Annotated in this window: 12 protein-coding genes and 1 rRNA gene; all 13 read left to right on the forward strand. The window is 50.8% G+C overall.

What is annotated here, in order from left to right:
- Positions 1-126 precede the first annotated feature (126 nt).
- Positions 127-243 (forward strand): 5S ribosomal RNA (gene rrf / locus AC58QT_RS30620).
- Between the two features lie 172 nt (positions 244-415).
- Positions 416-1,006, forward strand: a complete 591-nt coding sequence (gene chrB, locus AC58QT_RS30625) for a chromate efflux transporter ChrB (RefSeq protein ID WP_497412302.1) — start codon at positions 416-418, stop codon at positions 1,004-1,006.
- Positions 1,003-1,539 carry a chromate efflux transporter ChrA gene (chrA, locus tag AC58QT_RS30630; protein WP_497412303.1) on the forward strand — a complete coding sequence of 179 codons (537 nt, stop codon included), beginning with the start codon at positions 1,003-1,005 and terminating at the stop codon, positions 1,537-1,539. The genes chrB and chrA overlap by 4 nt, the downstream gene beginning before the upstream one ends.
- A 222-nt stretch (positions 1,540-1,761) precedes the next feature.
- Complete coding sequence (locus AC58QT_RS30635; RefSeq protein ID WP_497412304.1) at positions 1,762-3,306, forward strand: ABC transporter ATP-binding protein; 1,545 nt, start codon at positions 1,762-1,764, stop codon at positions 3,304-3,306.
- Positions 3,303-4,424 carry an ABC transporter permease gene (locus AC58QT_RS30640; RefSeq protein WP_497412305.1) on the forward strand — a complete coding sequence of 374 codons (1,122 nt, stop codon included), beginning with the start codon at positions 3,303-3,305 and terminating at the stop codon, positions 4,422-4,424. The genes AC58QT_RS30635 and AC58QT_RS30640 overlap by 4 nt, the downstream gene beginning before the upstream one ends.
- Before the next feature lie 103 nt (positions 4,425-4,527).
- The gene (locus AC58QT_RS30645) at positions 4,528-5,457 is read left to right on the forward strand and encodes an ABC transporter permease (RefSeq protein ID WP_497412306.1); all 930 of its coding nucleotides are present in this window, start codon (positions 4,528-4,530) and stop codon (positions 5,455-5,457) included.
- Positions 5,458-5,519: 62 nt separating this feature from the next.
- On the forward strand, positions 5,520-6,005 hold the full coding sequence (locus AC58QT_RS30650) for a nucleoside deaminase (protein WP_497412307.1): 486 nt from the start codon (positions 5,520-5,522) through the stop codon (positions 6,003-6,005).
- Between the two features lie 247 nt (positions 6,006-6,252).
- Positions 6,253-7,722 (forward strand): factor-independent urate hydroxylase, encoded by a 1,470-nt coding sequence (pucL, locus tag AC58QT_RS30655; protein WP_497412308.1) that lies wholly within the window; start codon positions 6,253-6,255, stop codon positions 7,720-7,722.
- Positions 7,719-8,075 (forward strand): hydroxyisourate hydrolase, encoded by a 357-nt coding sequence (gene uraH, locus AC58QT_RS30660; RefSeq protein ID WP_497412309.1) that lies wholly within the window; start codon positions 7,719-7,721, stop codon positions 8,073-8,075. The genes pucL and uraH overlap by 4 nt, the downstream gene beginning before the upstream one ends.
- A 58-nt stretch (positions 8,076-8,133) precedes the next feature.
- Positions 8,134-9,525 carry an allantoinase gene (locus tag AC58QT_RS30665; RefSeq protein ID WP_497412310.1) on the forward strand — a complete coding sequence of 464 codons (1,392 nt, stop codon included), beginning with the start codon at positions 8,134-8,136 and terminating at the stop codon, positions 9,523-9,525.
- On the forward strand, positions 9,518-10,810 hold the full coding sequence (locus AC58QT_RS30670; protein WP_497412311.1) for a Zn-dependent hydrolase: 1,293 nt from the start codon (positions 9,518-9,520) through the stop codon (positions 10,808-10,810). The genes AC58QT_RS30665 and AC58QT_RS30670 overlap by 8 nt, the downstream gene beginning before the upstream one ends.
- Positions 10,797-12,032, forward strand: a complete 1,236-nt coding sequence (locus AC58QT_RS30675) for a pyridoxal-phosphate-dependent aminotransferase family protein (protein ID WP_497412312.1) — start codon at positions 10,797-10,799, stop codon at positions 12,030-12,032. Before AC58QT_RS30670 ends, AC58QT_RS30675 begins: the two co-directional genes overlap by 14 nt.
- Positions 12,033-12,034: 2 nt before the next feature.
- Positions 12,035-13,630: a gamma-glutamyltransferase gene (gene ggt / locus AC58QT_RS30680; RefSeq protein WP_497412313.1), complete on the forward strand. Its 1,596-nt coding sequence runs from the start codon at positions 12,035-12,037 to the stop codon at positions 13,628-13,630.
- Positions 13,631-13,648 lie beyond the last annotated feature (18 nt).

The following is a 13,648-nucleotide window of genomic DNA, read 5'->3' on the forward strand; positions in this document are numbered from 1 at the left end:
CCAACCAAGTGAAGAAAAGCTTTGTAGCGAATTCCGAATACTTGATTGGGGCCCAAAAAATCCTAAGTAAGACTTACGTTGAAATTTCGTATCTAGTTTTCAAGGCGCAAATAAACGCTTTGACTGTTTGGTGATGATGGCGGAAGGGACCCACGCGTTCCCATCTCGAACACGACCGTTAAGCCTTCCAGCGTCGATGGTACTTGAACCGCAGGGTTCTGGGAGAGTAGAACGTTGCCAAGCAATTGAAAGAGCCTTACCTGGATGAATCCAAGTAAGGCTCTTTTTTTGCATACTAAATTCCAAGAATGCAAAGATATTTCGTCATTTTCACAAAAAAATAACGTGAATCCTAATAATGGCTGCATTTTATAATACAATAAAGCTTAGTTGACTTTTTGGGGAGTGATACATAGTGGAGAACGCCTATGTTCAGATAGGGATGGCGATGTTCCGAACAGGGATTTTGGGATATGGCGGCGGGCCGTCGATTGTGCCGTTAATTCGGTATGAAGCGGTGACGCGTTTTAAGTGGATGAAGGATGAGGAGTTCATGGAGGTGCTCGCGATCGCGAATACGCTGCCGGGGCCGATTGCGACGAAGCTGGCAGGTTATCTAGGCTATCGGCTCAAAGGGAGCTGGGGGGCGCTGCTCGGCGTTTTGGCACATATCTTGCCGACATGTGTGGCGATGGTGGGGTTGTATTCGTTTATTACGTTTTTTAGCACGTCGCAGGTGATCAAGGGTATGATTGCGGCAGTGGTGCCGATTGTTGCGGTCATGTTAGGCGTGATGGCGTATGAGTTTGGCGAGAAGGCGATCAAAGGTTTAGGATGGCCGGCGGGGGTTACTTTTTTCATTATAGCGTTCCTGCTGCTACAACCATTATCAGTGCATCCCGCTATTGTGATATTTATGTTTCTTTTATATGGAGCTTTTCATCATAAGCTGAAGGACAAGTGGGCGAAAAGCAAGAAAACGCTTAGCAAAGGTGATGGCGTATGATGGATTGGTGGCAGTTGCTCGTTAGTTTTTTTCTGGCCAATGTGTTTGGCTATGGCGGTGGTCCCTCATCGATCCCGCTGATGTTCCAAGAGATCGTGACGAATCATAACTGGATGAACAGCAGTGAGTTCTCCAATATGCTGGCACTGGGCAACGCGCTGCCGGGTCCAATTGCGACGAAAATCGCAGCGTACGTCGGCTACCAAATCGGCGGCTGGATCGGCGTGCTGATTGCGGTGGCGGCAACGGTCGTTCCGTCGATTATTGCACTCATTATTTTGCTGAATATGCTGCAGAAATACAAGCAATCCCCTGTGATTAAAGGGATGACATTGCTGGTTCAGCCGGTTATTGCGATTATGATGGTGCTGGTTACCTGGAGCAGCTTGGTAGAGTCGACGAAAGCGATCGGGTATTTGCAGTTTTTTGGGATCGCTGCGATTGCCTTTTATTTGATTCAAATACGTAAGATTCATCCGGCTTTTGTCATTCTTGCCGGGTTCGTATATGGTGGGATTTTTCTATCCACGTAATCTAACCTCACTTAAATTTGGCGCTAAGCACAAAGCTTGCGCCTCTTTTCGTTACGGGACCAAACTTTATGTCATGTTTATTGACGTTAAAGATAGGCGGACCGTATAGTGAGGAAAGAGGGATAAACTACAGATCGGCCATATCGTTTTTCCTGAAACAGCAAATCCCTAGTGGGGGAGATGCTGTTTTTTTGCTTTATAAAGATGGGAGGTCGGGGGCCAATGCGTACACAAACACAAGTGAAGAATGCCGTCGAGATGATCCAAATCGTTAAACAGTTCGGTTCTGTGCTGGCGAACGATGAGGTAGATTTCCGGGCGAGATCTGGCGAGATTCATGCGCTCCTTGGCGAAAATGGTGCGGGCAAAAGCACGATGATGTGCATGCTGTCCGGCGTATACCGGCCGACGAGCGGTGAGATTTACATACATGGCGAGAAGGTGCGCATTCGTTCGCCGAAGGACGCGATGAAGCTGGGGATCGGCATGGTGTTTCAGAACTTCCGGCTCGTGCAGACCCTGACGGCTGCCGAGAATATTGTGCTTGGGGAAGCTGCTTCTTTCTGGCGCGGACCTGGTTGGTTGTCCAAGAAATCGGAGGAGATCGAGGCGATTTCGAAGCATTTTGGGCTGCTGTTTCCCGTAGATCGGCCCATCTGGCAGCTATCGGTTGGCGAGCAGCAGCGAGTGGAAATTGTCAAGACGCTCTATCGGGGAGCGGATTTTATTATTTTGGATGAGCCAACGTCGGTGTTGACACCGGGAGAGGTTGATCAGCTGTTTGAGACGCTGGACCACATGAAGAAGGAAGGCAAAACGGTCATTATGACGACGCATAAGCTCAAAGAGGTGATGTTCGCGGCGGATCATATCTCGGTCATGCGCAAAGGCAAGATGATTGCGACGATGGCGAAATCAGAAACGAGCGAGCGTGAGCTGGCGCAGTTCATGGTGGGCGAGATGAGTGTAGCGAGCCGAGCACCGTTGAAAACGAAGGCGATTGGTAAGCCGATGCTCAGGGTCAAGGGGCTTGATGTCTATGCGGACCATGGACGCAAGGCGCTGGATGGGCTTCATTTTGAGGTCAATGAAGGGGAGATTGTCGGTGTTGCAGGCGTCTCCGGGAACGGGCAGAAGGAGCTGGCGGAAGTGCTGACCGGGCTTCGTATGTGGAAGCAGGGGGAGGTCCATTTTGACGGAAAGATGATGCAGAATGGTTCGGTTCGGGGAGCGATTGAACTTGGGATCGGGCATGTGCCGGAGAATCGGATGCGGAGCGGTCTTGCTGGGAGTCTAGGAGCGGTCGATAATCTCTTGTTTAAAACGTACCGTTCGTCAGAGCGGTCGCGATTCGGCTTGCTGCGAAAGGGAGGTAACCGGAGTTGGTCTCAGCAATTGGTCGACAAGTTCGATGTGAAAATGTCGGGGATCGATTCCCCAGTCCAGTTCATGTCGGGTGGGAATCAGCAGAAGCTGCTTTTTGCTAGGGAGATTGATCAAGGTCCTAAGCTTATGATTGCCGTGCATCCGACACAGGGACTCGATGTAGGTGCGTCGGAGGGCGTGTATCAGCTGTTGGAGGATTTGCGAAGCAAGGGTCGCTCTGTGCTGCTCATTTCGGAGGATTTGGATGAGGTGCTGGGGCTAGCTGACCGTATTCTGGTGATATTCGAAGGGCGCATAGTTGGGAATATGCCTAGGGAAGCGGCGAGCCGCGAGTACATCGGTATACTGATGACGGCTGGATCGGAGGAGGATGCAGGATGAGTGATCAACAAACAGCAGGCAGTATTCCGATCGAAAATAAAGTGCCAAAGCGTGGAACAGGGTTTCGTTTGCCGTTTCGATTGGAAATCGATCCCGCAGGGGCGAACAGCCCTTGGTGGGTGACGATTATCGCCATCGTATTGGCGTTGGTGGCTTGTGGCATTTTTATCGCGCTGAATGGCATGAATCCATTCATGGTCTACGGCAAAATGGTGAAGGGAGCCTTCGGCTCCACCTTTGGAATGACGGAAACGTTAGTGAAGGCAATTCCTCTGCTTCTTTGCGGGCTGGGCGTGTCGATTGCTTACCGCATCTCCGTGTGGAACATCGGGGCGGAAGGTCAGTTTGTGGCTGGGGCGATGGCGGCGACGGCAATTACGGTTTATTTTCCACATCTGCCGATGTACCTCTCGATGCCAGCTATGATGGTCGCGGGCATCGTGGCCGGCGGATTCTGGGGATTGCTGACGGCGATACCACGGAACTATTTTCAGGTAAATGAACTGATTACCTCGTTGATGCTGAATTACGTGGCGTTGCTGGCGCTGAACTATGTGGTTTTCGGACCGTGGAAAGATCCTAAAGGGTTTAACTTCCCGGGATCGCCGATGTTCTCTGTGGCGCAGTCCTTGCCTACCTTTGGTACTTCGCGGCTGCATATGGGACTGATTTTTGCCAGTATCGCTGTCTTAATCTATGCCTTTGTTATCCGTTATACACGTTGGGGTTATGAACTGAGGTTGATTGGTGCCAATAGTGAGGCGGCTAAAAATGCGGGTATTCGGATTTCCAGACATGTCCTGCTGGTGATGATAATTAGTGGCGGATTGGCAGGACTCGCTGGTATGGGGGAAGTCTCTGGGGTAGCTCACCGTCTCATGTATGGGATATCTCCTGGCTATGGGTACACGGCGATTATTGTGGCTTGGCTCGCGAGGTTGAATCCGATTGGGCTGGTGGTTGCTTCGGTGCTTTTTGGCGGGCTGATTGTAGGCGGATATAGTGTGCAAACGATCGGGCTTCCGTCATCCATTTCCTCCATGATTCAAGGGGCGATACTGTTCTTCCTCATTGCTGGCGGCATGGCGGGGAAATTTCGTATTCGTCGGAACAGCTGAGGGGGCTGGATGGTACGGAGGAGCGAGGCGTGGGCTGGTGAGGTGGGGAAAGTTATTTTAGTTAATGGTGTTAATGATCGAGGGGATAGAGGGGGTGCAGGAGATGGATGCGATCACACAAATTATTGTTTCGGCGATCTCTTCGGGTACACCGTTGCTTTTGGCCGTGCTGGGTGGCATCTTGATCGAAAGATCTGGCATTATGCAGCTTGGCGCTGAGGGCTTGATGTTAATGGGGGCGGTGACTTCTTGCCTCGTTTTCATACATACAGGAAGTTTAGCGCTGGCCATTCTGTGTGTACTCGCGGTGAGCGGGGTACTTGGGTTGCTCCATGGATTCCTATGCGTGACGCTGCATGCGAATCAGGTTGTTTGCGGGTTGGCGATGACGATATTTGGTGCTGGCCTTAGCGCATATCTGGGGAAGCCTGTGAGTGGTCAGCCGCTTGTGGGTGCGGTGCCGAAACTCGATATGCCGTGGTTGGAGCCTGTGCCGGTCATTGGAGGGATTTTTGCCCATATGGATTTGTTTACATGGTTAAGTTTCGTGCTCGTGCTGGCGATGCACTTGTTCATCCATCGCACATCATGGGGACTTCATCTGCGCGCAGTTGGGGATAATCCGGCTACGGCGGATGTGATGGGGGTTCCTGTAATCGCGATTCGTTACGGATGCATAGTCGTGGGTTCGATGCTGATTGGGATAGGCGGGGCAGATTTGCTGCTTGTGTACACACCGACGTGGAACGAGGGGATGACCTCGGGTCGGGGATGGATTGCGGTGGCGCTCATTATTTTTGCGAGGTGGAATCCGATTCGTGCGCTCGTGTGCGCTTATTTCTTCGGCGTGTTGGATAGTCTGGGGTTCCGCGTGCAGCTGATCGGCAGTCATATTCCTTCTTACTTTTTGAAAATGATTCCGTACGTCGTCACCATCCTGGTGCTGATGTTCCTCGGTTGGCGGAATAAGAATAAGCCATCTGGTGCGCCTGAGGCGCTGGGAGTGCCTTATATACGGGAGCAGAGATTTTAGTTTAGTGGGGAAGAGAGAAGGAAAAATCGGAGGCATAGTGAGCCTAACTTGGAGGAGAAAAGATGAGTGAATTTGAGGTTCATATTCCGTATTTAAAAAGATGTGTAGAGCTTTCCTTGCTGGCGAGGGAGGCAGGAAATACGCCATTCGGTTCGTTGCTCGTTGGGCCAACGGGCGAGATTTTGCTGGAACATGGCAATGTCGAGATTACCGAATCGAACTGCACGGGTCATGCCGAAACGATGCTTATGGAGGCAGCTTCCAAGCGATATAGCAAGGAAGAGTTGTGGGCGTGTACGTTGTACACCTCGACGGAGCCATGCGCGATGTGCGCGGGAGCGATGTATTGGGGCAACGTGGGACGCGTTGTCTTTGCGATGTCGGAAGTGATGCTTGCAGGGCTGACGGGAGATCATGAGCAGAATCCGACGTTGCTGCTGCCTTGTCGTGAGGTTTTTGCCAGAGGGAACAAGCCGATCCAGGTGATCGGTCCTGTTCCTGAGGTTGTGGAAGCGGCAGTCGCGGCGCATAGCGGGTACTGGGATTGATATTGGGAAGCCACCGGGATGTTTGTTGTTTTGGTGGCTTTTTGTGTTTGTGGAGGGCTTGACTAGTGAGATCGGAAAGCGTGCCGGGGCTGCCTTTTTAGCAAAAACACAAAAAAACTTAACGATGTTATGAAAGATTACAAACTTCTTTCATATAAATTGACCCATAGGGATGTCGCATTTACAATGAAACAAATCTTGGTAAAGCATGCAGGGGATTTTAGGATTAAATCGAGGTGAAGAGGCTATGAAAATCACGCAGAAGCAAGTCAACGAAATGAGTCATGAAGCATTCGTGCTAACGTTTGGTCCTCTATTTGAGCATTCGCCTTGGGTAGCTGAGAGGGCTGCTGGTTCTCTGCCGTTTGCCGACGTCAAAGAGATGATTAGTTCTCTTGAACAAAAGGTAGAACAAGCAAGTCGTAAAGAACAGCTGGCGCTGCTTAGGGCTCATCCCGATTTAGGTACACGCGTACGAATGACCGATCACTCCGTCCAGGAGCAGTCCGGTGCCGGCCTAAACCAGTTAACCCCTGAAGAACACGAACAGTTTCTTATTTTAAATAAGCAGTACACGGACCGTTTCCAGTTTCCATTTATCATGGCGGTCAAGGGACAGACCAAAGATACGATACGCAAAGCGTTGCGTGAACGCATACAAGGGGCTCCAGAAGTGGAGCTGCAAACAGCGTTGAAAGAGGTTTGTAAGATTGGGCGTTTCCGTCTGGCGGACATCGTAATGAATGAAACGGAGGAGAAAGTGATGGATCAAGCAAAGGGTGCAGATCGAATCATGTACTACGGGAAGGGTGATGTATGGGTCTATCGTTCCTACGCTAAACCGCTCACAAATATCACGCTGATTCCGGAATCGGGTTTCACAGGGCGGGATAATGTACTTTTTGGGATGAATATTAAAGTAGCGGTGAGTGGTGAGAAGTTGTTTACATCATTTAGCGAGGGAGATAACACGAACGTTGTGGCGACAGATTCCATGAAGAACTTCATCCTGCGCAAAGCGGGCGAGTATGAAGGGGCTACGGCTGAGGGTTTTTTAGCTTTCGCAAGTCGTCTCTTCCTTGAGAAGTACCCTTGGATGACGGGGATCAAAATGAGTGCGGATCAGGTGGCCTTCGAAACGTTGCAGGTACCAGGTTCAAATGGCTTGGAAGCAGGAAATCTAGTATATCGCTATTCACAAAATGAACACCCAATCGCTTCGGTAGAGCTCGTTCGCAAAGCGGCTGAAATCGTCGTCATCGACCACGCTGCTGGTATTGCAGACCTCAAGCTGATTAAAGTCAAAGGCAGCTCCTTCGCAGGTTTCGTTCGTGATGAGTACACGACACTGCCGGAATCGTCGGATCGCCCTTTGTTTATATTTCTAGACATCGCATGGAGCTATGAATCGGAAGAGGATGCCTTCGATGCTGATCTAGGGCGCTATGTAGCCGCTGAGCAGATTCGTGATATTGCGCATACGGTATTCCATGAACAGCATTCGCCGTCGATCCAGAACCTCATTTATCGCATTGGGCAACGCTCATTACTGCGCTTCCCACAGTTGAAGGAAATCCGCTTCGAATCCAACAATCGGACATGGGAAACGATACTGGAGGAAGTTTCTGTTGGGGAAGGCAAGGTATTTACAGAGCCTAGACCGCCGTATGGTTTCCAAGGCTTTTCGATAACAAAGCGTGATCTGGAGGGCCTATGAGTGTTGGGATCACATCGCACGTTCTGGATGTAAGCAGCGGACGACCGGCGGTTGGCGTGAGGATTGACTTGTACCGATTGGGAGGAAACACAGCAGACCTGGTTCGCTCCGAAGTGACGAATACAGACGGCAGGCTGCCTGGGCCAATGTTAAGTGGGGATGATTTTACAATAGGGACGTATGAACTTCTCTTCCATGTTGGCGATTACTTCAGGGAGAAGGGTGTGGACCTGCCAGAACCAGCTTTTTTAGATCAGGTGCCGATTCGTTTTGGTGTCGCTAATAACACTTCCCATTATCACGTTCCCTTATTAATAGCACCTTGGGGGTATAACACCTATCGCGGAAGTTAAGCCAAACTAGTCAGCCTTAATGAAATAGACAGAGAGCTTCGAGGGAGGGTTTCGTAGGATGAATCGATTCGATCTTATCATTCACAAAGGAACTGTAGTCCTGCAAGATGAGTGTCAGCAGCTAGACATCGGGATTCGAGACGGTAAAATTGCAGCACTAAGCAACAACCTCGTGTACTCGGAGCAGACTCCTGTTTATGATGCTGAAGGCTTAATCGTTCTTCCAGGTATGATTGATGCACATGTTCATTTGAATGAACCGGCTCTTGGTCATTGGGAAGGCTTCCTTACAGGCTCTGCCTCACTAGCTGCAGGTGGATGCACAACTTACATCGATATGCCACTCAATGGCGTTCCGCCTACGGTTCGGCTCAGTGCCTTGGAGAAGAAATTGGAAGCAGCCGAAGGGCAATCCCATGTTGATTACGCCCTGTGGGGCGGACTTGTCCCCGGCAACATCAGCGAACTGGAGGGGCTGGCTCAAGCGGGTGTGATTGGTTTTAAAGCGTTCATGTCATGCCCTGGCGGAGAAGGAGAAGATATATTCACCGAAGTGGACGATGAGACGCTATTGGAAGGTATGGTGGAGATCGCGCGCTTAGGTCTGGTGCTAGCTCTTCATGCGGAGAGCGAAGAGATCGTCTCGAGGCTCGCTGCTGAGGCTGCCCAAGCAGGCAAGCACAGCGCTTTGGATTTCATTGCGACAAGGCCGATAGCCGCAGAAGTGGAAGCTGTTAACCGAGCATTGGGCTATGCGAAGCAGACAGGCTGTAAGCTGCACTTCGTTCATATCTCCTCCGCAGAGGCGGTGCAGGTGATTACGGAAGCGAAGGCGGGCGGACTTGACGTTACCGTAGAGACGTGCCCGCACTATTTGGCGCTAACAGATACGGAGGTTGAAAACCTTGGGCCCCTTGCAAAATGCGCGCCTCCGATACGAACGGCGGAAGATCAGGCTCAGTTGTGGGAGGAGCTGAGGGCAGGTCGGTTCGACATCATTGCATCGGACCACTCGCCATCTCCCAAGCACATGAAGCAGGGGGATTTCTTCGCAGCTTGGGGCGGCATTTCAGGCGCGCAAAGCTCACTGGAGCTTATGCTGCACGAAGGTCATCTCCGTAGAGGGATTCCGCTAACGGAGATCGCTCGTATGCTAGCGCTCACCCCAGCCAAACGATTCGGGCTCTACCCTCGCAAGGGGAAAATCGCCATTGGAGCTGACGCGGATCTAGCTTTGGTGGATTTGGCAGCCCGCTATACCTTGCAAGAGAATGACTTATTTTACCGCCATAAGCAGAGTCCCTATGTGGGCAAAATGTTCGACTGCAGCGTGAAAACAACCTTCCTGCGAGGTGTTCAGGTCTATGAACGAGATGTGGGTGTTGGAACAACGTTGGATGGAGCTTGGTTGCGTCACAGTGCATCGATCGGAGGCGGGCTAGATGGCTAAAATGCAACACCACCCACAGGAGGAAATGCTAGTTCAATATGGGGAGCGCATGCTGCTAGCTTTGGATTGGCTAGCGACCTTCGGCGCTGATCCAGAAGGCGGCGTGACCCGGCTCTTGTATGCGGAGCCTTGGCTCAAAGCGCAACTAGCACTGATCGACAATATGCAGAGCATGGGGCTCAAGGCAGATTTTGATGAAATCGGCAATGTGTACGGCAAATTGCAGGGATCGGATCCATCGTTGAAACCGATGCTCACAGGATCCCATATGGACACCGTCAAAAACGGCGGGAAATACGATGGAGCCTACGGCATTATCGCATCGATGATGGCGCTTGGCTATTTGAAGGCCGTGTACGGGACACCGAAACGGACCTTGGAGATGGTCTCCTTTTGCGAGGAAGAAGGAAGTCGATTTCCTTTGGCGTATTGGGGCTCCGGTCATGTGACAGGCGTACTCTCACTAACAGATGGTATCGGACTTGCCGATCCAGAGGGAGTTACATTGCTAGAGGCGATGGAGCAGGCGGGATTTGAAACGTCACAAGGCGAGCTCTACCCAGCCAAGCGTGAGGATATAGGCGTATATATCGAAATTCATATTGAGCAAGGCGCGGTCCTAGAGTTTAAAGAGAAGCAAATTGGTGTAGTAACGGCCATTGTGGGCCAAATTCGAATGACGATCGTGGTTACGGGTACGCCAAATCATGCTGGAACGACCCCGATGACGATGCGCAAAGATGCGTTGGCTGCCGCCGCCGAAATGGTTGCGCTGACAGAGAAGATGGCACTTGCGGAGGGTGAACCTTTGGTAGCCACCGTAGGACGCTTAGAAGTGAAGCATGGAACATCGAACGTAGTGCCAGGTGAAGTGGAATTTACATTAGATATTCGGCATACGGATGAACGAAAGATAGAGGCTTTTCGCGCAGAACTGTTAGTAAGATTTATGGAAATCGCTTTGCGAAGAGAACTTCATATAGATGCAGTGGAACATCTAAATGCCTTACCAGTGGCCATGGATAACGGGATATCAGCGGAAATTGAGGCTGCCTGCGACTTCTATGGCTACGAACATATGCGGATGCCAAGCGGGGCTGGACATGACGCGCAGCTATTCGGGCCTATCTGTCCGTCAGCGATGATTTTCGTGCCAAGCCGAGCTGGTATCAGCCATAGTCCCAAAGAGTTCACAAAGCCGGAAGATCTGATTGTCGGCTTTCAGACACTCGTTCATGTGTTATATCAATATGGCTACGGGGGAAAAGCAGATGAAAACCTATAAAGATCTATCACCCTCCCTTCGAACAATTATGACCCCAGGTCCTGTAGAGGTTGACCCTAGGGTGCTGCGGGCGATGTCGTATCCGATTCTTGGTCAGTTTGATCCTGAGTTCACAGAGCTGATGAATGAAACGATGGAGATGCTTCGTGAAGTTTTCCAGACGAACAACCAATGGGCTTTTCCGATCGATGGGACTTCCCGTTCAGGTATAGAAGCTGTGCTTGTGAGTATCATTGAGCCAGGAGATAAGGTACTCGTGCCGATATACGGACGATTTGGGCATTTGTTAGTAGAAATCGCTGAGCGCTGTGGGGCCGAAGTGATGACCATTGAGCAGGAATGGGGTGCTGTGTTTGACCCAGTGGATATCATTACAGCCATTGAGCGGGAGAAGCCTGCCATTGTGGCAATGGTCCATGGGGAAACTTCTACAGGTTGTATACAACCATTCGATGGAATTGGTGCAGCTTGTCGTCAAATGAATGCTCTTCTTGTAGTGGATGCTGTTGCAACAATTGGCGGAGTTCCTGTGAAAACGGATGAATGGCTGCTGGATGCAGTGATTGGCGGAACGCAAAAATGTTTATCCATCCCATCGGGCATGTCACCGATTACGTACAATGACCGTGTGGAGGCGAAGGTGCTGCGCCGTAAAACGATTGAGCGTGGACTGAGGGAAAAGGGCTCTCCTGTTGCGATGGGGAACGCTGTAGCGAGCAACTATTTCGATCTTGGACAGCTGCAGGACTACTGGAGTCCGAAGAGGCTGAATCACCATACAGAGGCTACAACGATGCTGTATGCACTGCGCGAAGGCTTGCGCATTGTGCTGCAGGAGGGGCTGAAGACGCGCTTTGATAGGCACAAACGTCACGAGACGGCATTGATTGCAGGCTTGCAGGCGATGGGGTTGACGCTATACGGTGATCCAATGTGTAAGCTGCCAGTAGTAACCTGCATTCGTATTCCCAGTGGGGTCGCTGGGGAAGAGGTACGCGCGATGTTGCTGAATAGCTTCGGCATTGAAATCGCCTCATCTTTCGGTCCATTGAAGGGACAGATTTGGCGCATTGGCACGATGGGGTTTAGCTGTAATCAGAAAAACGTGCTTCACGTGCTTGGGGCACTGGAAGCAACACTACATTGGCATGGTGTGGATATTTCTGTAGGGAAGGCGCTACAAGCTGCGCTAGCCGTATACGCTCTAAAACGGGAGGAATAATCATGTTAAACATCATGCCACGAGCAGAGCAAGCCATGATTGCTACACCGCATTATTTAGCTAGTGCTGTGGGGAGTGCGATTTTGCAGCAAGGAGGCAATGCTTTTGATGCGGCCATTGCGATTAGTGCGACCCTCGGCGTTGTTTACCCGCATATGACGGGGCTGGGCGGGGATGCTTTTTTCCTTATGTATGATGCAGCTACTGGCGCTTATACCGGATTTAATGGAAGCGGGAAGTCAGCTGCGAAGGCGACGCCTGATTTTTATCGCGAGAGTGGGATGGATAAGATTCCCCAGCGTGGCATTTTGAGTGCAATTACAGTGCCGGGGATGGTGGATGCTTGGTGGCAGGTGTGGAAAAAGCACGGCAGGCTGCCTTGGGCGAAGTTATTAGACGCAGCGATTGGCTATGCGGAAAAAGGGTTTCCGATCTCCCGGAACTTACTATTCTGGATGCGTAAGGATGAGCCTTACATTCGGGCTTCTGCACAGCTTAGTGCGTTGTATATGTGTGATGGCAAGCTTTTGAAGGAAGGCGATCGGCTAATTCAGCCTGATTTGGCAAGAACGTTGAGACTGGTTCAGCAAGAAGGCAGAGATGCGTTCTACACTGGCTCGCTCATGCAGTCGATTATTCATTGTGTTAAACAAGACGGCGGTTTGCTGGAGGAAGAAGATTTCCGCGGTTTTTCCGGAGAATGGGTGGAACTGCTGTCATCGACATATCGTGATTATGAAATTTATCAGATGCCGCCGAACTCGCAAGGGTTCACAGCACTCATGATGATGAATATGTTAGAACATATTGATATGGCAGCTGTACCAAGGGCATCGGCTAATTTTTATCATCTCATGTCGGAAGTGATTAAGAAGGCGTTCAAAGATCGCGACCGTTATTTAACGGACCCTCATTTCAGGGACATTCCACTCGAAAGATTGTTGTCCAAATCATACGCGCAAGAGCTTTGGGATGACATTAAGACCAATCCAATGAAGGTGAGTGAGCACCTCTCGCCAGCTATCGGTCAAGATACAGCTTATGCGGCAGTTGTGGATGAGGAGGGGAATTCCGTCTCTTTTATTCAAAGTCTCTATTTTGATTTCGGGGCAGCTTACGTTCCAGGAGATACAGGTATTATTATGCAAAATCGCGGCTCGTTCTTCTCACTTGATCCTGCTTGTGCGAATGTGTTGGAGCCTGGCAAAAGATCGTTCCATACGTTGATGCCTGCCATGGTAAGTAAGGCCGGAAAGCCTTATATGCTGTTCGGCACGCAAGGGGGAGAAGGTCAGCCTCAGACGCAGCTTTCGATACTCACGGGGGTATTGGATTATGGTTTATCGATTCAAGAAGCTATTTCGCTTCCACGTTGGGTATATGGACGTACTTGGGGAGAAGAGGGGGATGCGCTAAAACTGGAGCATCGGCTTGAACCTGAGGTTTATACAAAATTGAAGCAATGGGGACATCGTGTAGAGCCCGTCCATGCATGGGATGGCATCATGGGTCAGGCGCAGGGCATTGTCATTGACGAGCAAGGTTTCAAAAGCGGGGCGGCGGATCCCCGTGGCGATGGGTTAGCGATTGGCTGGTAACGGGTAAGCATCTACTGA

The organism is Paenibacillus sp. J31R109 (assembly GCF_059692055.1).

Excerpts from the sequence above, each read along its gene's own strand:
- chrA (WP_497412303.1), top strand. The coding sequence starts at position 1,003 with ATGATGGATTGGTGGCAGTTGCTCGTTAGTTTTTTTCTGGCCAATGTG.
- AC58QT_RS30635 (WP_497412304.1), top strand. The coding sequence starts at position 1,762 with ATGCGTACACAAACACAAGTGAAGAATGCCGTCGAGATGATCCAAATC.
- AC58QT_RS30640 (WP_497412305.1), top strand. The coding sequence starts at position 3,303 with ATGAGTGATCAACAAACAGCAGGCAGTATTCCGATCGAAAATAAAGTG.
- AC58QT_RS30645 (WP_497412306.1), top strand. The coding sequence starts at position 4,528 with ATGGATGCGATCACACAAATTATTGTTTCGGCGATCTCTTCGGGTACA.
- AC58QT_RS30650 (WP_497412307.1), top strand. The coding sequence starts at position 5,520 with ATGAGTGAATTTGAGGTTCATATTCCGTATTTAAAAAGATGTGTAGAG.
- pucL (WP_497412308.1), top strand. The coding sequence starts at position 6,253 with ATGAAAATCACGCAGAAGCAAGTCAACGAAATGAGTCATGAAGCATTC.
- uraH (WP_497412309.1), top strand. The coding sequence starts at position 7,719 with ATGAGTGTTGGGATCACATCGCACGTTCTGGATGTAAGCAGCGGACGA.
- AC58QT_RS30665 (WP_497412310.1), top strand. The coding sequence starts at position 8,134 with ATGAATCGATTCGATCTTATCATTCACAAAGGAACTGTAGTCCTGCAA.
- AC58QT_RS30670 (WP_497412311.1), top strand. The coding sequence starts at position 9,518 with ATGGCTAAAATGCAACACCACCCACAGGAGGAAATGCTAGTTCAATAT.
- AC58QT_RS30675 (WP_497412312.1), top strand. The coding sequence starts at position 10,797 with ATGAAAACCTATAAAGATCTATCACCCTCCCTTCGAACAATTATGACC.
- ggt (WP_497412313.1), top strand. The coding sequence starts at position 12,035 with ATGTTAAACATCATGCCACGAGCAGAGCAAGCCATGATTGCTACACCG.